Below are 17,551 nucleotides of genomic sequence, written 5' to 3' on the forward strand. Positions count from 1 at the left end.
GTGATTGCGGATGATAGCTTGTGTTCTTCCCTCAAGAACAGTAATGATATTGAGCTGATCAAAATCTTGTGCGATAAAACTCATCTTTCCCTTGGTAAAGGCATACTCGTCCCAAGACATAATCTCTGGAAGACAAGAAAAATCATGCTTAAAGTGAAAGTCATTGAGCTTACGAATGACAGTTGAAGTTGAAATGGATAGCTGATGTGCAATATCAGTCATAGAAGTCTTTTCAATTAACTTTTGAGCAATCTTTTGGTTGATAATACGAGGAATTTGATGATTCTTCTTGACGAGAGAGGTTTCGGCGACCATCATTTTCGAGCAATGATAGCACTTGAATCGACGCTTTTTCAGAAGAATTCTGGTAGGCATACCAGTCGTTTCGAGGTAAGGAATCTTAGAATGTTTTTGAAAGTCATATTTCTTCATTTGACTTCCGCAATCAGGGCAAGATGGGGCGTCGTAGTCCAGTTTAGCGATGATTTCTTTGTAGGTATTCATATTGATGATGTCTAGAATCTGGATATTAGGGTCTTTGATATCGAGCAGTTTTGTGATAAAATGTAATTGTTCCATAGGATTCTTTCTAATGAGTTGTTTGATCGCTTTTCATTATAGGTCATATGGGACTTTTTTTCTACACAAAAATAGGCTCCATAAGATCCATAGGGGATTTACCCACTACAAATATTAAAGAGCCAAAAATAGGTAAATTTATGGTAAAATGGAAATAGAAAGTTGAAATGATGAGTTATTTTAAAAAGTATAGATTTGACAAATCCAAGTTTAAGTTAGGGATGCGAACTTTCAAGACAGGGATTGCTGTTTTTTTAGTTCTCATGATTTTTGGTTTTTTTGGTTGGAAAGGACTTCAGATTGGAGCCTTGACTGCAGTTTTTAGTTTAAGAGAAGACTTTGACAAGAGTGTTCATTTTGGTACTTCTCGTATTCTCGGAAATAGTATCGGTGGTTTTTATGCCCTGATTTTCTTTCTCTTAAATAATCTTTTTCACGGTGCCTTCTGGGTAACCCTCCTTGTTGTTCCAATTTGCACCATGTTAACCATTATGACAAATGTTGCTATGAACAATAAAGCAGGTGTTATCGGTGGAGTTGCGGCTATGTTGATTATTACCTTATCAATTCCAAACGGTGAGACCGTTTTGTACGTGTTTGCCCGAGTTTTTGAAACATTTATGGGTGTTTTTGTAGCAATTCTTGTAAATTACGATATTGATCGTTTACGGAGCATTTTATTGAAAAAAACAAAATAATGTCACAAGATATAACATTATTGATTGACGATTGAATTTTTTTAGACTATAATAGACAGAAAGAAGGAAGTGTACATGAAGGAAAAAGAATTTCGTCGCAATATGGCAGTTTTTCCTATTGGTAGTGTTATGAAACTGACCGATCTTTCGGCGCGCCAAATTCGTTATTATGAAGACCAGGAATTGATTAAGCCTGATCGTAACGAGGGCAATCGCCGTATGTATTCTTTGAATGACATGGATCGATTGCTTGAGATTAAAGATTATATCTCTGAAGGTCTTAACATTGCTGCCATCAAGAAAAAATATGCTGAACGTGAGGCGAAGTCTAAAAAACCAGTGAGTCAAACTGAAGTGCGTAGAGCGCTTCGGAATGAAGTTCTTCAGCAAAGTCGCTTCGCTTCTCAACAATCACCTTTTGGTCGCGGTTAGGCAACCGCAAGTCGTCATATATAAGGAGAAAAACCATGCCAATCACAGCTGCAGATATTCGTCGTGAAGTTAAGGAAAAAAATGTAACCTTTATCCGTCTCATGTTTTCAGATATTTTGGGAACTATGAAAAACGTCGAAATTCCTGCTACAGATGAACAACTAGACAAGGTCTTGTCAAATAAGGCTATGTTTGATGGATCTTCTATTGAAGGGTTTGTTCGTATCAACGAATCTGATATGTACCTATACCCTGACTTGGACACTTGGACAGTCTTTCCTTGGGGAGATGAGAACGGTAGTGTCGCAGGATTGATCTGTGATGTCTATACAACAGAAGGGGAACCATTTGCGGGAGATCCTCGTGGAAACCTCAAACGTGCTCTTCGTCATATGGAAGAAGTTGGATTCAAATCTTTCAACCTTGGACCAGAGCCAGAATTCTTCCTATTTAAGCTTGATGAAAATGGAGACCCAACTCTTGAGGTAAATGACAAGGGTGGTTACTTTGATTTGGCACCTACAGATCTTGCTGATAACACTCGTCGTGAGATCGTTAACGTCTTGACCAAAATGGGATTTGAAGTTGAAGCAAGTCACCACGAAGTTGCTGTAGGTCAACATGAGATTGACTTTAAGTACGATGAAGTTCTTCGTGCTTGTGATAAGATTCAAATCTTTAAACTCGTTGTAAAAACAATTGCCCGTAAACATGGTCTCTATGCAACCTTTATGGCTAAACCAAAATTTGGTATCGCTGGTTCAGGTATGCACTGTAATATGTCTTTGTTTGATGCTGAAGGAAACAATGCCTTCTTTGATCCAAATGATCCAAAAGGCATGCAGTTGTCAGAAACTGCTTACTACTTCCTTGGTGGTTTGATCAAACATGCCTACAACTATACTGCTATCATGAACCCAACCGTTAACTCATACAAACGTTTGGTTCCAGGCTACGAAGCCCCTGTTTACATCGCTTGGGCTGGCCGTAACCGTTCACCACTTGTCCGCGTACCAGCATCACGCGGAATGGGAACACGTTTGGAGTTGCGTTCAGTGGACCCAATGGCGAACCCATATATTGCTATGGCTGTTCTTTTAGAAGTTGGTTTGAACGGTATCGAAAACAAAATCGAAGCACCAGCACCAATCGAAGAAAATATCTACATCATGACTGCTGAAGAGCGTAAAGAAGCTGGGATTACTGACCTTCCATCAACTCTTCACAATGCTTTGAAAGCTTTGACAGAAGACGAAGTGGTTAAAGCAGCTCTAGGTGAGCACATCTATACTAGTTTCCTTGAAGCTAAACGTATCGAGTGGGCAAGCTACGCTACCTTCGTTTCGCAATGGGAAATTGACAACTACCTAGATCTTTACTAATGATAAATCAGAAAGATTGTCCGTGAGGACGATCTTTTTTTCTTGCATTTTGTATCGAGGTGTGATATATTTTGTATAACGAAGTGCGATATATCGAACTAAATAGGAGGTCTGGTTAAATGGAATTAACAGATAAGATTAGGCGTGTCTACCTTCCCATGACTGAAACGGGTTTTTATATTCTATTCTGTCTGCAAAAGGAGAACCATGGTTATGGTATTACACAAAAGGTCAAAGAGATGACAGATTCACAGGTTTCAATTAGTCCTGGGACCATGTATGGAACCCTGTCAAAGATGGAAAAGGATGGTTTGATTTCCTTTGTCCGAGAAGAGGAAAAACGAAAAATCTATCAGATAACAGACTTGGGCCGAAAAGTTTTAGACATTGAGTTGAAACGTATTGAACGGCTCTATAGAAACAGTCGGGAGGAGCTTTGATGGAAAAGAAAGTTTATAGGATTTGTACCATTGCGGATTATGATAGAGAAGCTCTCTATCTCAGGGAAATGCATGCTCAGGGCTGGAAATTTAAGGAAGCAAGTTACTCTAACTTAGTAGTTGCGGTTAAGTATACATTTGAAAAGTGCCAACCGGAGCAGGTGGTTTATCAGTTGGACTTTTATCCTATGAAAAAATCAGAGAGAGGCACCTATTTACAGCTGTTTAAAGATTGTAGCTGGGAGCATATTACAGACTTTAATGGTTTTTCCTATTTTAGAAAACCTTATTCTCAAATTGAATCAGATGCAGAGTTTGAAATTTATAACGATGTGGCCGGGAAGTTAGCTATGGTCAAGCGCATTTTAATGATGCGGATGCTTCCTGTCTTGCTTCTCTTTTCAGTGCTACTACCGGTTTTCTCAAAGTTACTCAGTGGAAGAGGTTCTTTCGGTTGGGGAATGTTTTTGATTGTTATCATAGACTGTATTTTATTGATCGTTTTTGCGATTCAGATTTCTTATATTTTTTGGAGATTGATTCAAAAGTGGAAAGAATTATCCGATAAATAAAATCAAGCATGTTTTCTAATTTGGAGGTCAGACAATGAATAGCAAAGTACAATTTCGAATGTTTACCATTTTTGATTTGGATAAGGTAGAAGATTATTTGCATGAGATGCATTTGAAAGGTTGGAAATATAAATCGAATCGTTTTGGTTTTTTCTATTTTGAACAATGCCAATCAGATGATGTGATTTACCGTGTGTGGAATACTAGCTACCTTAGAAAAAATGAGATGGAGTTACAAAGTGTTAAGGATAGAGACTGGGAATTTGTGGAGGGGTGTTCTTATTCTGTTTTTCGAAAAGCGACTTGTGATGTAGATTCAAATGATCAATCTTTCATGGACAATCGTCTTCGATGGGCTGATGTGAAATCTAGACTTCGTACATCTACAGTTTCTATCTCTGGCGGTCTAGTTATTTGTATGAGCTTGTTTCGCGAAAGTCTCTCCCAGTCTTTCTTCCTTATTTTTGCCCTTTATGCTCTCATGATTTCTTATCTAATCTATAGTTTTTACAGACTTAGACGGAAATATCTGGTTGATTGACATTGGTTTCTAGGTCCTTAGACCGATTTTTAGCACTCTTGATAAAAGAGTGCTAATTTTTTGAGTTTTTGTCTTGACATTCTCTTTTAAGGGTGTATAATAGAATCATGAGTTAGCACTTGGATGTATCGAGTGCTAAAAGATCTATCAGAGAGGGGTAGCGAGATGGTTACAGAACGTCAGCAGAATATTTTAAATCTGATTATTGACATCTTTACCAAAACGCACGAACCTGTTGGATCTAAGGCCTTGCAAGAGTCTATCAACTCTAGTAGTGCTACCATTCGAAATGATATGGCAGCTCTAGAAAAGCAAGGTTTGCTTGAAAAGGCTCATACTTCCAGTGGTCGGATGCCGAGTGTGGCTGGATTTCAATACTATGTAAAACACTCCTTGTCCTTCGACCGTTTAGCTGAGAATCAAGTTTATGAGATTGTAAAAGCCTTTGATCAAGAATTCTTCAAGCTTGAGGATATCCTTCAAGAGGCAACTAAAATCTTGTCAGACTTGAGTGGTTGTACGGTTGTAGCACTGGATGTCGAACCAAGTAGGCAGAAGCTGACAGCTTTTGATATTGTTGTCCTCGGACAACATACAGCTCTGGCAGTTTTTACGCTTGATGAGTCTAGAACAGTTACCAGTCAGTTTTTGATTCCGAGAAATTTCTTGCAGGAGGATTTAAATCGCCTCAAAACCATGATTCAAGAACGTTTCCTGGATCAGACTGTTTTGGATATTCACTACAAGATTCGGACAGAGATTCCGCAAATTATCCAACGTTACTTTACAACAACGGATAATGTTATGGATCTTATTGAGCATATCTTCAAAGAGATGTTCAATGAAAATATCGTGGTTTCTGGCAAAGTCAATCTTCTGAATTTCGCTAATTTAGCGGCCTATCAATTTTTTGATCAGCCACAAAAGGTAGCTTTGGAAATTCGAGAGAATCTGATTGGCGATCAGATGCAAAGTGTCCGAGTTGCGGATAGCCAAGAATCTTGTCTTGCTGACTTAGCAGTGATTAGCAGTAAGTTCCTGATTCCCTATCGTGGATTTGGAATTCTTGCGATTATAGGTCCGGTAAATCTGGATTATCAACAATTGGTTAATCAACTTAATGTTGTCAATCGAGTTTTGACTATGAAGTTGACGGATTTTTACCGCTATCTCAGCAGTAATCACTATGAAGTGAATTAAGATTGAAATCATTAAAGGAGGCGAAAATGGCCCAAGATATTAAAAATGAAGAAGTAAAAGAAGAGGAAGTTGTGGAAACAGCTGAAGAAACAACTCCTGAGAAGTCTGAACTGGACTTGGCAAATGAACGTGCCGAAGAATTTGAAAACAAATATCTTCGAGCTCATGCAGAGATGCAAAATATTCAGCGCCGTGCCAATGAAGAACGTCAACTCTTGCAACGCTATCGCAGCCAAGATTTGGCAAAAGCAATCTTACCATCACTAGATAACTTAGAGCGTGCCCTTGCCGTTGAAGGTTTGACAGATGATGTGAAGAAGGGCTTGGAAATGGTGCAAGAAAGTTTGGTACATGCTCTAAAAGAAGAAGGAATTGAAGAAATTCCAGCGGATGGTGAATTTGACCATAACTACCATATGGCAATTCAAACAGTCCCAGCAGATGACGAACATCCAGCAGATACCATCGCACAAGTCTTCCAAAAAGGTTACAAACTCCATGACCGCATCCTAAGACCGGCTATGGTAGTGGTTTATAACTAGGCAATTCTGACGGTAGCTAAAGCAACTCGTCAGAAAACGGCAATCGCTATGGCGTTTGCCTAGCCTCCTTACTAACTCGTCGTCGAAATAATATCGATTTCGACTCCTCGTGTCGTAACATAATAGAAACCTTGTCCGAAACGACAATAAACTATGAAAGAAAGATAAGAAGCAAGCCGGAGGCTTGCAAAGCAGATATTTCCCGCCGTGGTGAAAGTTTCAGTAGCTCATGCTACTGAAACAGGGGATTTTTGAGACAGTAGGCTCAAAAATAAGTGATGAAATCCCGAAGGGAGTTGCTCACGTCCCCACCACTTTAGGGAAAATATCAAAAAGAAAAAAAGAATATAAAATTTAAGGAGAAAAACATATGTCTAAAATTATCGGTATTGACTTAGGTACAACAAACTCAGCAGTAGCAGTTCTTGAAGGAACTGAATCAAAAATCATCGCAAACCCAGAAGGAAACCGCACAACTCCATCTGTAGTATCATTCAAAAACGGTGAAATCATCGTTGGTGACGCTGCAAAACGTCAAGCAGTCACAAACCCAGATACAGTGATCTCTATCAAATCTAAGATGGGTACTTCTGAAAAAGTTTCTGCAAATGGTAAAGAATACACTCCACAAGAAATCTCAGCTATGATTCTTCAATACTTGAAAGGTTATGCTGAAGAATACCTTGGTGAAAAAGTAACCAAAGCAGTTATCACAGTTCCAGCTTACTTCAACGATGCTCAACGTCAAGCAACAAAAGACGCTGGTAAAATCGCTGGTCTTGAAGTAGAACGTATCGTCAACGAACCAACTGCAGCAGCTCTTGCTTATGGTTTGGACAAGACTGATAAAGAAGAAAAAATCTTGGTATTCGACCTTGGTGGTGGTACATTCGACGTATCTATCCTTGAACTCGGTGATGGTGTCTTTGATGTATTGGCAACTGCAGGGGATAATAAACTCGGTGGTGACGACTTTGACCAAAAAATCATCGACCACTTGGTAGCAGAATTCAAGAAAGAAAACGGCATTGATTTGTCAACAGACAAGATGGCCCTTCAACGTTTGAAAGATGCAGCTGAAAAAGCGAAGAAAGACCTTTCTGGTGTAACTTCAACTCAAATCAGCTTGCCATTCATCACTGCTGGCGAGGCTGGACCTCTTCACTTGGAAATGACATTGACTCGTGCGAAATTTGACGATTTGACTCGTGACCTTGTAGAACGTACAAAAGTTCCAGTTCGTCAAGCCCTTTCAGATGCAGGTTTGAGCTTGTCAGATATCGACGAAGTGATCCTTGTCGGTGGTTCAACTCGTATTCCTGCCGTTGTAGAAGCCGTTAAAGCTGAAACTGGTAAAGAACCAAACAAATCAGTAAACCCTGATGAAGTTGTGGCTATGGGTGCTGCTATCCAAGGTGGTGTCATCACTGGTGACGTCAAAGACGTTGTTCTTCTTGACGTAACTCCATTGTCACTTGGTATCGAAACAATGGGTGGAGTATTTACAAAACTCATCGACCGCAACACTACTATTCCAACATCTAAATCACAAGTCTTCTCAACTGCAGCAGATAACCAACCAGCCGTTGATATCCACGTTCTTCAAGGGGAACGCCCAATGGCAGCAGATAACAAGACTCTTGGACGCTTCCAATTGACAGATATCCCAGCTGCACCTCGTGGTATCCCACAAATCGAAGTTACATTTGACATCGATAAGAACGGTATCGTATCTGTTAAGGCCAAAGACCTTGGAACTCAAAAAGAACAAACAATTGTTATCCAATCTAACTCAGGTTTGACAGATGAAGAAATCGACCGCATGATGAAAGATGCAGAAGCTAACGCTGAAGCAGATAAGAAACGTAAAGAAGAAGTTGACCTTCGTAACGAAGTAGACCAAGCTATCTTTGCGACTGAAAAGACAATCAAGGAAACTGAAGGTAAAGGCTTCGATGCAGAACGTGATGCTGCCCAAGCTGCCCTCGATGAGCTTAAGAAAGCCCAAGAAGACAACAACTTGGACGAAATGAAAGCAAAACTTGAAGCATTGAACGAAAAAGCTCAAGGACTTGCCGTTAAACTCTACGAACAAGCCGCAGCAGCGCAACAAGCCCAAGCAGGAGCAGAAGGCGCACAAGCAACAGGAAACGCAGGCGATGACGTCGTAGACGGAGAGTTTACGGAGAAATAACTCGTTAAGAATGACTAATCACTAAAGTGATTGTCATTCTACGGCAATCGCTATGGCGACTTGCCTAAACGCCTTACTAGTTCAAAAACAAAGTATAATCGACTTTGTTTTTGAACGTCGTAATGATAGGAAGAAATCCAGAGGTTGCAACCCAGCCTCTGTTTTTCGGTAAAATAGAGGATGTTGCGAATGAAAAAAGTACTTTGTATCATTTATCCTAATTTTTCTCTTTATGAGATAACCACTTTAACGAGTACTTTAGCTCTGTCTTTTGATATCACGATTGATTATGTCGCTTCAGATCACTCGATGGTGGTCTCTGAGGATGGTTTGCCCTGTCAACCGACCAAAACACTAGATCAGATCCGTATAGAAGAGTATTCTTGTGTGATTTTGCCAGGAATGGTAAACATAGGACCTGCCCTACAGGATGAGAAATTGATTTCGTTCTTGAGGAACCTTGGTGAGCAAGATATCCTCATTGCAGCCATTTCTTCAGCGCCTCTTTTATTGGCGAAAGCAGGCTTGTTGAAGGACACGAAATTTACAGGTGGCATTTGGCAAAACTTCTTTGACTATTTTGAATTTATGCCACGTGAAAATTTCCAACCAAAAGTTCTTGTGCAAGATAAACAAATCATTACGGCTATTGGTTTTGCGCATCAAGAGTTTGCAAGGAAAGTGATTCTAAGTTTAGGGTTGGCAGAGAATACGGATAACTATTTTAAAGAACAGAACGAGCACGCTGAAGAGGATTTGATATTTACTCTACCAGACCAAGAATTTGAACAAGTGAAGCGAAGTATAGAAAACATCCTCTAAAGATTTACTTATAAATTATAGAAAGGAACAAAGAGCGTTCGGGGAATTGAACTCGAGCGGAAAGCTTGGAAATTAGATAAACCTCCTAAGAAATCAGGATTTCTTGTCGGTTTCCTAAATTTCAGTCGCTTTCTGTTCGCTCTTAGTATCTTGTATGAACAATACTGAATTTTATGACCGTTTGGGCGTTTCTAAAAATGCGTCTCAAGATGAGATCAAGAAGGCCTATCGGAAATTATCTAAAAAATATCATCCAGATATCAACAAGGATCCTGGAGCTGAGGACAAGTACAAGGAAGTTCAAGAAGCTTATGAAACTTTGAGCGATGAACAGAAACGTGCTGCCTATGACCAATATGGTGCTGCTGGTGCCAATGGTGGTTTTGGTGGTGCAGGCGGTTTCGGTGGCTTCGATGGAGCAGGTGGTTTTGGCGGATTTGAAGATATCTTCTCAAGCTTCTTTGGTGGTGGCGGTGCATCACGTAATCCAAACGCCCCTCGTCAAGGTGACGACCTCCAGTATCGCGTTCATTTGACTTTTGAAGAAGCTATTTTTGGTACAGAAAAGGAAGTCAAATACAATCGTGAAGCAAGCTGTCGTACTTGTAATGGGTCTGGTGCTAAACCTGGAACAAGTCCAGTTACTTGTGGACGCTGTCATGGTTCAGGTGTGATCAATGTTGATACCCAAACACCTCTTGGTATGATGCGTCGCCAAGTAACCTGTGATGTCTGTCATGGCCGTGGTCAAGAAATCAAAGATCCATGTACAACCTGTCATGGAACTGGTCATGAAAAACAAGCCCATAGCGTACACGTAAAAATCCCTGCTGGTGTGGAAACAGGTCAACAAATCCGCCTAGCTGGTCAGGGTGAAGCAGGCTTTAATGGTGGTCCTTATGGTGACTTGTACGTGGTGGTTTCAGTTGAAGCTAGTGATAAGTTTGAACGTGAAGGAACTACTATCTTCTATAATTTGAACCTCAATTTTGTTCAAGCAGCACTTGGTGATACAGTAGACATCCCTACAGTTCATGGTGATGTAGAATTAGTCATTCCAGAGGGAACTCAGACTGGTAAGAAATTCCGCCTACGTGGTAAGGGAGCTCCGAGCCTTCGTGGCGGTGCCCTTGGTGACCAATACGTTACAGTTAATGTCGTAACACCGACAGGCTTAAACGACCGCCAAAAAGCAGCCTTGAAAGAATTCGCAGCTGCTGGTGATTTAAAAGTCAATCCAAAGAAAAAAGGCTTCTTTGACCATATTAAAGATGCCTTTGAAGGTGAATAAAGCAAAAAGTAAAAAGAGCCCGAGGGCTCTTTTTTTGTGCAATCTTTAGACTTTTAGCATGGGAGAAATCATTTTTCGACTGGTCTGTTATTGATATTTTTGAGTGAGTAAGCCAGCAGCATCCATGTCTTGGATGAGTTGCTTGAGTTCCGCTTCCTTGCCAGGTTTCACGGTGACGGTATCAATGTGCTTAATTGCCGAATTATCCTGAATATCCACCAAGGTCAAAGCTTTTTCATAGAATGCGATTCCCTTTTTCATGCTTTCCGAATCCTGCCAAGAGAGAATAAAGAAAGAAGGATTTGATTTTTTTCCTATTTCTTGGAAATACTTCCTGCTCTCCCCCTCTAAAAATTGGAATAAACCATGATTGAATAAGTTGTCCTCTACTGAATGGTAGGAAATATCTCCTGTGTTTAGGACATAGACTTTGAGTCGATTTTTAGTCAGGTTAGGACTTTCTTTTAGGACGGGGTGGCTATTGATAACTTCATCAGAGAATGTCACATAAAAATCTAAGCCTCCACCCTCGAATTCATAGTGTCCATCTGATTCTACTTTTTCAGGAGGCAGGTCAAGGTAGATAAAGATTTGTTTTAAGGCTTCATTTCCTTCTCGGATGTCACTCGGTGAGGCCTTGAACAGATTGGCCAGTATTAGAAATGCTAGGGCTGCAAGAAGGCAGAGGCCACCACAAATGATCAGGATGATACGCGTCAAAACTTTAAAAAACTGTTTCATTTTCATGCCTTCCCTGGTCTACTAAGATCTGATAACCCAAAATGGATTAAAAGGGGAAATGAGGAAAATTGGAGTTTCCCTTAGTTTTCTTCAGTTTCCTGCAATTCTTTTAGTACAGCAAGTCTCGTTTGGACGTCTTTTTCCAAGACTTTAAACTTATAGGTCAAATCTTTTTGATATTCCTTGATGAGTTCTTTTTGTTGGTCGATAATTTGCAGGCTATCTTGGATGATATCCAAGTCATCCTTAATGGCTTCAACACGATCAGTTGTATCTAGAACCTCTTCAGTGATAGCTTGGCGGTTCTTAACGAGGAGGTATGAACCGACTGCAGAACCTGCAAAAAGTAGTAAGTTTGATAGTTTCATAGTGACTCCTTAAGCATTTTTGATCGTTTCAGCGACTTGGGCAAGTTTGTCGAAGTCTGGTTCATGTGCGACAAAGTCAATTTTGAGGTCGTCATCTGCACTATAGCGAGGGACAAGGTGGACATGGGTATGGAAAACGGTTTGTCCAGCAACTTCTTCGCAGTTGGCGATGATATTCATACCTTCAGCTTTGGTAGCTTTCATGACTTTTTGAGCAATCTTTGGTACTTGGGCGAAAAGTTGGCTAGCACTTGCAGCATCCATTTCTAAAAGATTGCGGTAGTGTTCTTTTGGTACGACCAAGGTGTGACCAGGTGTTACTTGTGAGATATCAAGGAAGGCAAGAACTTGATCATCTTCGTAAACCTTTGATGCGGGAATCTCCCCAGCGATAATTTTACAAAAAATGCAATCTGACATAAAATCTACCTCTACTGTATTGAATTTTGATATAATATAGCTACATTATACCAGATTTGGAGAAAATATGTTAGAAATTAAAAACCTGACAGGTGGCTATGTTCATGTTCCTGTCTTGAAAGATGTGTCCTTTACAGTCGAGAGTGGACAGCTGGTCGGTTTAATCGGTCTCAATGGTGCTGGAAAATCAACGACTATCAATGAAATTATTGGACTTTTGACACCTTATAGTGGAGAAATAAACATCGACGGACTAACCTTAGGTGCAAATCCTCGTGAATATCGTCAGCAGATTGGTTACATTCCTGAAACTCCTAGTTTGTACGAAGAATTAACTCTCAGAGAACATATCGAGACGGTTGTCATGGCCTATGGTATTGAGCAAAACCTAGCTTTTGAACGTGTAGAACCTCTTTTAAAGATGTTCCGTTTGGATCAGAAATTAGATTGGTTCCCTGTTCATTTTTCGAAAGGGATGAAACAGAAGGTCATGATTATCTGTGCCTTTGTCGTGGATCCGAGTCTCTTTATCGTCGATGAACCTTTCCTTGGTCTTGATCCTCTGGCAATTTCGGACTTGATTCAGCTTTTGGATCTTGAAAAGAAAAAAGGCAAGTCTATTCTCATGAGTACCCACGTTCTTGACTCTGCTGAAAAAATGTGTGACTCTTTTGTCATTCTTCATAAAGGCCAAGTGAGAGCTAAAGGGGATCTTGAAGAGCTGAGACAAGCTTTTGCCATGCCTCAAGCAAGTCTCAATGATATCTATTTGGCTTTGACCAAAGAGGAGGACAGATGAAAGACTTGTTTCTAAAGCGAAAGCAGGCTTTTCGTAAAGAGTGTGTCGGTTATCTGCGTTATGTGCTCAATGACCACTTTGTCTTGTTTTTACTGGTCTTAGTAGGTTTTCTAGCCTATCAGTATAGTCAACTACTTCAGCATTTTCCTGAGAATCATTTACCAATCCTAGGTTTAATTGGGATTGTCTCTGTTTTACTCTTACTTTGGGGAGGAATAGCGACCTATGTGGAAGCGCCTGATAAGCTCTTTCTCTTAGTAGCTGAAGAAGAAGTGAGAGAACACATCCAGAAGCAAAGTCTGGCCTCCTTTATCTTTTGGGTCAGTGTACAGACTCTCTTTTTGCTCTTTTTTGCTCCTTTATTTTTAGCCATGGGCTTAGGCTTAGGAGTTTTTGGGGTCTATGTTCTTCTGTTGGGAGTCGGGAAATATTTCCTGTTTCAGAAAAAAGCTGGCAAGTTTTTTAGTGCAAATCATCTGGACTGGGACTATGTGATTGCCCAAGAAAGTAAACGCAAGCAGTTTTTACTCCGTTTCTTTGCCCTCTTTACCCAAGTTAAGGGAATTTCAAACAGCGTCAAGCGACGAGCTTATCTAGACTTTATCCTAAAAGCAGTTCAGAAGGTGCCGAGCAAGATCTGGCAGAACCTCTATCTTCGTTCTTATCTGCGAAATGGAGATCTTTTTGCCCTCAGTCTTCGCCTCCTCTTCCTATCCTTGCTGGCGTTGGTCTTTATCGAGCAAGCTTGGATAGCGACAGCAGTAGTAGTTTTATTTAACTATCTCTTGCTCTTTCAGTTATTGGCCCTCTATCATGCTTTTGACTACCAATATTTGACTCAACTTTTCCCGCTAGACAAGGGGCAAAAGGAAAAAGGGTTACAGGCAGTTGTCCGAGGATTGACTGGTTTTGTTTTATTGGTTCAACTGATAGTTGGTGTGATTACTCTCCAAGAAAAACTAGCCCTTCTAGCCCTCCTTGGAGTTGGTCTGGTCTTGCAAATCTTGTATCTCCCTTATCAGGTGAAACGTCAGATGCAGGACTAATACTCTTCGAAAATCTCTTCAAACTAGGTCAGCATCCATCTGCAACCTCAAAGCGATGCTTCGAGCAACCTGCGGCTAGCTTTCTAGTTTGCTCTTTGATTTTCATTGAGTATAACATTGCTTATATGATACTAAAAAAGAAGTTGAGTTCAATCTGTCTCAGCTTCTTTTTAGTTACTACAGGATAATGGTTGGTCCGTAGAGACTTATACTCTTCGAAAATCTCTTCAAACCACGTCAGCTTTATCTGCGACCTCAAAGCAGTGCTTTGAGCAACCTGCGGCTAGCTTCCTAGTTTGCTCTTTGATTTTCATTGAGTATCACATTGCTTATATGATACTAAAAAAGAAGTTGAGTTCAATCTGTCTCAGCTTCTTTTTAGTTACTACAGGATAATGGTTGGTCCGTAGAGACTCAACTTGGTTTTGACTTGGTCAAAGTGAAAGTGGTCATAGGCTCTCCAAGCGGCGCGAGTAGGAGCGTCTGGATTGAGAGCACTGAGGCCCATGAGAAGACTGGAAGTTTGGTAAAATTTTTCCAGCTCAATCAAGAATCGATTATCCACTGTCTCAGCTTTAGAGAGAAAGCAGAGGATATTGTCCAGTTGCTCCTGAAAGCGGACATCGTCAGCTGTTGCCTGTTTGCAGACTTGGTAAGCTTTGTTTAACTCAGTTATCAGTGTCTGAGCTCTTTTGATTGGGTCTGTTTCCGTCATGAGAATTCCTCCTTTGTGATGGTTTTAAAGTTGTTTTAAGCCTTTGTCTTTCTATAATCCTAGCCTATCACTTTTTACTCATTTTTTACTTTCAAATCTTTAATTGTCATTGAAATTTCCTGAATGGTAATAGCGGGATTTTATGATAAAATAGTTGTAAGGTTATCATAGTTATTTTGTAAAAACTTCGACACTTTAGGAATTTTTAAGAACCGTTTAGGATTTGGCAAAAAATGGATTCTAGACTTATGGTATCCTCTCTTCAGGAGGTTTTATCCATGAACTATATCATCATCCAAAAAGAGAAAGAAATGTTCAAATTAAACATAAAGGATATCTACTACATCCAAACGCATCCAAGTAAAGCCCATACCGTGCAGATTGTTACAGAAGACGCTAGCTTTGATCTGTTTCAAAATTTAAGCAAGCTTGAAAAACAATATGGGGAAACCTTAACAAGATGTCATCGAAATTGTCTGGTCAACCTTGAACGAGTAAAATCCATGGAACTCCAATCAAAGACTCTTTTTCTTGGAGAAGAAGGTCGATATGCCGTTCAGTATTCCAGGCGTCGTTATAGAGAAATTCGCCAAAAATGGTTGAAACAAGGAGAGTAAGAAGATGAGAATATTTGTTTTAGAAGATGATTTTTCCCAACAAGCCAGAATTGAAAAGACGATTGAAAAACTTTTGAAAAAACAGAGTATCATTCCCAGTTCTTTTGAAGTCTTTGGCAAGCCAGACCAACTGCTGGCAGAGGTGCATGAGAAGGGTGCGCATCAGCTTTTCTTTTTGGACATTGAGATTCGAAATGAAGAGATGAAAGGACTAGAAGTGGCTAGAAAGATTCGGGATCGGGACCCCTATGCCCTGATCGTCTTTGTGACAACTCACTCGGAGTTTATGCCCCTGTCCTTTCGCTACCAAGTGTCAGCTTTGGACTACATTGATAAGGCCTTATCGGCAGAGGAGTTTGAATCTCGTATCGAGACAGCCCTCCTCTATGCCAATAGTCAAGATAGTAAAAGTTTGGCGGAAGATTGCTTTTATTTTAAATCAAAATTTGCCCAATTCCAGTATCCTTTTAAAGAGGTTTACTATCTCGAAACGTCCCCAAGACCCCATCGTGTTATTCTCTATACCAAGACAGACAGGTTAGAATTTACGGCTAGTTTAGAGGAGGTTCTCAAGCAGGAACCCCGTCTCTTGCAGTGCCATCGCTCTTTTCTTGTCAATCCAACCAATGTAGTTCGTTTGGATAAGAAAGAAAAACTCCTTTTCTTTCCCAATGGTGGAAGCTGTCTAATCGCGCGTTATAAGGTCAGAGAAGTGTCTGAGACTATCAATAACTTACACTGAGCTAGGAGAGTTTATGAATATTGCTTGGATATTGTTGTATACGCTTGTTATTAATGGACTAGAAATTGTCATATTCTTTAAGGTAGATGGAATTGGTATCACTTTCGAGAGGGTTTTTAAGTCCTTTCTTCTGAAATTTCTCCTAGGGGCTATTTTTGCGACTTTTCAATTTTTAGCTGTGAGTGAATACTTATCATATTTTATGGAACCTTTGTACGGCATAGGCTTATCTTTCTTATTGTTAAGAGGGCTTCCTAAAAAACTACTCTTCTTTTATGGTCTCTTTCCAATTGTATTGATGGATATCTTTTACAGAAGTGTTTCTTATTTTGTGCTTCCATTTTTGGGGCAAGGGATTGTAGATGGAGATGGCAATCCTGTCTTTTTATTGATTATGATATTCGTTTGCTTCATAGTTTTAGCTTTTTTGAAATGGTTGAACTATGATTTTACTAGCTTGAAAAAAGATATTCTCGATAAAAGTTTTCAAAAGTCCTTGACTAAGATTAACTGGATAATGGGAGCCTACTATCTAGTCATGGAAAGTCTGACTTTTTTTGAATATGAACAGGGGATCCAATCAAAGACTGTTCGCCATCTGATCCTAGTGTTTTACCTGCTATTTTTTATGGGGATTATCAAGAAGCTGGATACCTATTTGAAGGAAAAACTTCAGGAAAAACTGAACCAAGAGCAGGACTTGCGCTACAGAGATATGGAACGCTATAGTCGGCATATAGAGGAGCTTTATAAGGAAGTGCGGAGTTTTCGCCATGATTATACCAACCTCTTGACCAGCTTACGACTAGGAATTGAAGAGGAGGATATGGAGCAGATAAAAGAGGTCTACGACTCGGTCTTAAAGGATTCTAGCCAAAAATTGCAGGACAATAAATATGACCTGGGCAGATTGGTGAATATTCGGGACCGTGCCCTTAAAAGTCTACTAGCAGGAAAATTTCTAAAAGCCAGAGAAAAGAATATTGTCTTTAACGTCGAAGTTCCTGAGGAGATTCAAGTCGAGAGTATGAGTCTGCTTGATTTTCTGACTATTGTGTCTATCCTATGTGACAATGCCATTGAAGCTAGTGCAGAGGCCAGTCAACCTCGTGTCTCAATCGCCTTTATAAAAAATGGAGCACAGGAAACCTTTATCATTGAAAACTCCATCAAAGAAGAGGGTATAGATGTTTCTGAAATCTTCTCTTTTGGAGTTAGTTCTAAAGGGGAGGACCGAGGTGTTGGTCTTTATACTGTCATGAAGATTGTGGAAAGTTATCTCAATGCCAGTCTCAATACCACCTGTCAAGATCAAGTCTTTCGTCAGGTTTTGGCGGTTCATTTGCTGTCAACTTCTGATTAGAGAATGTGTGAACAAGAGGACCTAGGCATTTTAGGTTGAAAAACACT

At 40.0% G+C, this 17,551-nt stretch carries 21 protein-coding genes; 16 read left to right on the forward strand and 5 right to left on the reverse strand.

Translation table 11 applies throughout. The features are described 5' to 3' along the window. Window positions 1–579 (reverse strand): ISL3 family transposase (locus tag TZ96_RS07990; protein WP_045762794.1); only part of this gene is annotated, 579 nt, incomplete at its 3' end. A gap of 170 nt (window positions 580–749) precedes the next feature. Here TZ96_RS07990 and TZ96_RS07995 point away from each other — a divergent pair. The 11 genes from TZ96_RS07995 to dnaJ all read left to right on the forward strand — a co-directional run bounded on the left by TZ96_RS07995 (window position 750) and on the right by dnaJ (window position 10,693). After that, a complete protein-coding gene (locus TZ96_RS07995; RefSeq protein ID WP_025171302.1) occupies window positions 750–1,277 on the forward strand; it encodes an FUSC family protein in 528 nt (175 codons plus the stop codon). Between the two features lie 75 nt (window positions 1,278–1,352). Beyond that, window positions 1,353–1,709 carry a transcriptional repressor GlnR gene (gene glnR / locus TZ96_RS08000; RefSeq protein WP_000659543.1) on the forward strand — a complete coding sequence of 119 codons (357 nt, stop codon included), beginning with the start codon at window positions 1,353–1,355 and terminating at the stop codon, window positions 1,707–1,709. Window positions 1,710–1,744: 35 nt separating this feature from the next. Continuing rightward, window positions 1,745–3,091, forward strand: a complete 1,347-nt coding sequence (glnA, locus tag TZ96_RS08005; RefSeq protein ID WP_045763630.1) for a type I glutamate--ammonia ligase — start codon at window positions 1,745–1,747, stop codon at window positions 3,089–3,091. A gap of 119 nt (window positions 3,092–3,210) precedes the next feature. Next, complete coding sequence (locus TZ96_RS08010; protein ID WP_045763631.1) at window positions 3,211–3,531, forward strand: PadR family transcriptional regulator; 321 nt, start codon at window positions 3,211–3,213, stop codon at window positions 3,529–3,531. After that, window positions 3,531–4,103, forward strand: coding sequence for a DUF2812 domain-containing protein (locus TZ96_RS08015; RefSeq protein ID WP_045763632.1), 573 nt, complete (start codon window positions 3,531–3,533; stop codon window positions 4,101–4,103). The genes TZ96_RS08010 and TZ96_RS08015 overlap by 1 nt, the downstream gene beginning before the upstream one ends. 34 nt (window positions 4,104–4,137) lie before the next feature. Beyond that, window positions 4,138–4,644, forward strand: a complete 507-nt coding sequence (locus TZ96_RS08020) for a DUF2812 domain-containing protein (RefSeq protein WP_045763633.1) — start codon at window positions 4,138–4,140, stop codon at window positions 4,642–4,644. Between the two features lie 165 nt (window positions 4,645–4,809). Further along, the gene (gene hrcA, locus TZ96_RS08025; RefSeq protein WP_045763634.1) at window positions 4,810–5,844 is read left to right on the forward strand and encodes a heat-inducible transcriptional repressor HrcA; all 1,035 of its coding nucleotides are present in this window, start codon (window positions 4,810–4,812) and stop codon (window positions 5,842–5,844) included. 26 nt (window positions 5,845–5,870) lie between these two features. Further along, window positions 5,871–6,386 (forward strand): nucleotide exchange factor GrpE, encoded by a 516-nt coding sequence (gene grpE, locus TZ96_RS08030; protein ID WP_045763635.1) that lies wholly within the window; start codon window positions 5,871–5,873, stop codon window positions 6,384–6,386. Window positions 6,387–6,756: 370 nt separating this feature from the next. After that, entirely contained in the window at window positions 6,757–8,580 is a 1,824-nt protein-coding gene (dnaK, locus tag TZ96_RS08035) for a molecular chaperone DnaK (RefSeq protein WP_045763636.1), read from the forward strand. Between the two features lie 189 nt (window positions 8,581–8,769). Beyond that, a complete protein-coding gene (locus tag TZ96_RS08040) occupies window positions 8,770–9,402 on the forward strand; it encodes a DJ-1/PfpI family protein (RefSeq protein ID WP_045763637.1) in 633 nt (210 codons plus the stop codon). Between the two features lie 154 nt (window positions 9,403–9,556). Then, the gene (gene dnaJ, locus TZ96_RS08045) at window positions 9,557–10,693 is read left to right on the forward strand and encodes a molecular chaperone DnaJ (RefSeq protein WP_045763638.1); all 1,137 of its coding nucleotides are present in this window, start codon (window positions 9,557–9,559) and stop codon (window positions 10,691–10,693) included. An 87-nt stretch (window positions 10,694–10,780) separates the two neighbouring features. Here the strand turns inward: dnaJ and TZ96_RS08050 are convergent, their stop codons facing one another. From TZ96_RS08050 to TZ96_RS08060, 3 genes are all read right to left on the reverse strand, one after another. Then, window positions 10,781–11,434, reverse strand: coding sequence for a hypothetical protein (locus TZ96_RS08050; RefSeq protein ID WP_080936313.1), 654 nt, complete (start codon window positions 11,432–11,434; stop codon window positions 10,781–10,783). Between the two features lie 80 nt (window positions 11,435–11,514). Beyond that, window positions 11,515–11,802, reverse strand: coding sequence for a hypothetical protein (locus TZ96_RS08055; RefSeq protein ID WP_045763640.1), 288 nt, complete (start codon window positions 11,800–11,802; stop codon window positions 11,515–11,517). Window positions 11,803–11,811: 9 nt separating this feature from the next. Beyond that, window positions 11,812–12,222, reverse strand: a complete 411-nt coding sequence (locus tag TZ96_RS08060) for an HIT family protein (protein ID WP_045763641.1) — start codon at window positions 12,220–12,222, stop codon at window positions 11,812–11,814. 67 nt (window positions 12,223–12,289) lie between these two features. On the opposite strand from TZ96_RS08060, the gene TZ96_RS08065 reads away from it, so the two are divergent. Continuing rightward, on the forward strand, window positions 12,290–13,021 hold the full coding sequence (locus TZ96_RS08065; protein ID WP_045763642.1) for an ABC transporter ATP-binding protein: 732 nt from the start codon (window positions 12,290–12,292) through the stop codon (window positions 13,019–13,021). Next, entirely contained in the window at window positions 13,018–14,067 is a 1,050-nt protein-coding gene (locus TZ96_RS08070) for an ABC transporter permease (protein WP_045763643.1), read from the forward strand. Before TZ96_RS08065 ends, TZ96_RS08070 begins: the two co-directional genes overlap by 4 nt. 385 nt (window positions 14,068–14,452) lie before the next feature. Here TZ96_RS08070 and TZ96_RS08075 read toward each other — a convergent pair whose 3' ends face one another. Further along, window positions 14,453–14,782 (reverse strand): hypothetical protein, encoded by a 330-nt coding sequence (locus TZ96_RS08075; RefSeq protein ID WP_045763644.1) that lies wholly within the window; start codon window positions 14,780–14,782, stop codon window positions 14,453–14,455. A gap of 278 nt (window positions 14,783–15,060) precedes the next feature. Between TZ96_RS08075 and TZ96_RS08080 the strand changes: the two genes are divergently transcribed. From TZ96_RS08080 to TZ96_RS08090, 3 genes are read left to right on the forward strand one after another with little or no spacing between them, the layout of a single operon-like run. After that, the gene (locus tag TZ96_RS08080; RefSeq protein WP_045763645.1) at window positions 15,061–15,399 is read left to right on the forward strand and encodes a LytTR family DNA-binding domain-containing protein; all 339 of its coding nucleotides are present in this window, start codon (window positions 15,061–15,063) and stop codon (window positions 15,397–15,399) included. 4 nt (window positions 15,400–15,403) lie between these two features. Further along, entirely contained in the window at window positions 15,404–16,141 is a 738-nt protein-coding gene (locus TZ96_RS08085; RefSeq protein WP_045763646.1) for a response regulator transcription factor, read from the forward strand. 13 nt (window positions 16,142–16,154) lie between these two features. Further along, window positions 16,155–17,504 carry a sensor histidine kinase gene (locus TZ96_RS08090; RefSeq protein ID WP_045763647.1) on the forward strand — a complete coding sequence of 450 codons (1,350 nt, stop codon included), beginning with the start codon at window positions 16,155–16,157 and terminating at the stop codon, window positions 17,502–17,504. The last annotated feature ends 47 nt before the right edge of the window (window positions 17,505–17,551 follow it).

Origin of the sequence: Streptococcus infantis (assembly GCF_000963255.1) — a bacterium.
Lineage (GTDB): Bacteria > Bacillota > Bacilli > Lactobacillales > Streptococcaceae > Streptococcus > Streptococcus nidrosiense.

Excerpts from the sequence above, each read along its gene's own strand:
- TZ96_RS08065 (WP_045763642.1), top strand. The coding sequence starts at position 12,290 with ATGTTAGAAATTAAAAACCTGACAGGTGGCTATGTTCATGTTCCTGTC.
- TZ96_RS08080 (WP_045763645.1), top strand. The coding sequence starts at position 15,061 with ATGAACTATATCATCATCCAAAAAGAGAAAGAAATGTTCAAATTAAAC.
- TZ96_RS08085 (WP_045763646.1), top strand. The coding sequence starts at position 15,404 with ATGAGAATATTTGTTTTAGAAGATGATTTTTCCCAACAAGCCAGAATT.
- TZ96_RS08050 (WP_080936313.1), bottom strand. The coding sequence starts at position 11,434 with ATGAAACAGTTTTTTAAAGTTTTGACGCGTATCATCCTGATCATTTGT.
- TZ96_RS08055 (WP_045763640.1), bottom strand. The coding sequence starts at position 11,802 with ATGAAACTATCAAACTTACTACTTTTTGCAGGTTCTGCAGTCGGTTCA.
- TZ96_RS07995 (WP_025171302.1), top strand. The coding sequence starts at position 750 with ATGAGTTATTTTAAAAAGTATAGATTTGACAAATCCAAGTTTAAGTTA.
- TZ96_RS08070 (WP_045763643.1), top strand. The coding sequence starts at position 13,018 with ATGAAAGACTTGTTTCTAAAGCGAAAGCAGGCTTTTCGTAAAGAGTGT.
- TZ96_RS08015 (WP_045763632.1), top strand. The coding sequence starts at position 3,531 with ATGGAAAAGAAAGTTTATAGGATTTGTACCATTGCGGATTATGATAGA.
- glnA (WP_045763630.1), top strand. The coding sequence starts at position 1,745 with ATGCCAATCACAGCTGCAGATATTCGTCGTGAAGTTAAGGAAAAAAAT.
- TZ96_RS08075 (WP_045763644.1), bottom strand. The coding sequence starts at position 14,782 with ATGACGGAAACAGACCCAATCAAAAGAGCTCAGACACTGATAACTGAG.
- hrcA (WP_045763634.1), top strand. The coding sequence starts at position 4,810 with ATGGTTACAGAACGTCAGCAGAATATTTTAAATCTGATTATTGACATC.
- TZ96_RS08020 (WP_045763633.1), top strand. The coding sequence starts at position 4,138 with ATGAATAGCAAAGTACAATTTCGAATGTTTACCATTTTTGATTTGGAT.
- TZ96_RS08090 (WP_045763647.1), top strand. The coding sequence starts at position 16,155 with ATGAATATTGCTTGGATATTGTTGTATACGCTTGTTATTAATGGACTA.
- grpE (WP_045763635.1), top strand. The coding sequence starts at position 5,871 with ATGGCCCAAGATATTAAAAATGAAGAAGTAAAAGAAGAGGAAGTTGTG.
- dnaJ (WP_045763638.1), top strand. The coding sequence starts at position 9,557 with ATGAACAATACTGAATTTTATGACCGTTTGGGCGTTTCTAAAAATGCG.
- TZ96_RS08040 (WP_045763637.1), top strand. The coding sequence starts at position 8,770 with ATGAAAAAAGTACTTTGTATCATTTATCCTAATTTTTCTCTTTATGAG.
- dnaK (WP_045763636.1), top strand. The coding sequence starts at position 6,757 with ATGTCTAAAATTATCGGTATTGACTTAGGTACAACAAACTCAGCAGTA.
- TZ96_RS08060 (WP_045763641.1), bottom strand. The coding sequence starts at position 12,222 with ATGTCAGATTGCATTTTTTGTAAAATTATCGCTGGGGAGATTCCCGCA.
- TZ96_RS08010 (WP_045763631.1), top strand. The coding sequence starts at position 3,211 with ATGGAATTAACAGATAAGATTAGGCGTGTCTACCTTCCCATGACTGAA.
- glnR (WP_000659543.1), top strand. The coding sequence starts at position 1,353 with ATGAAGGAAAAAGAATTTCGTCGCAATATGGCAGTTTTTCCTATTGGT.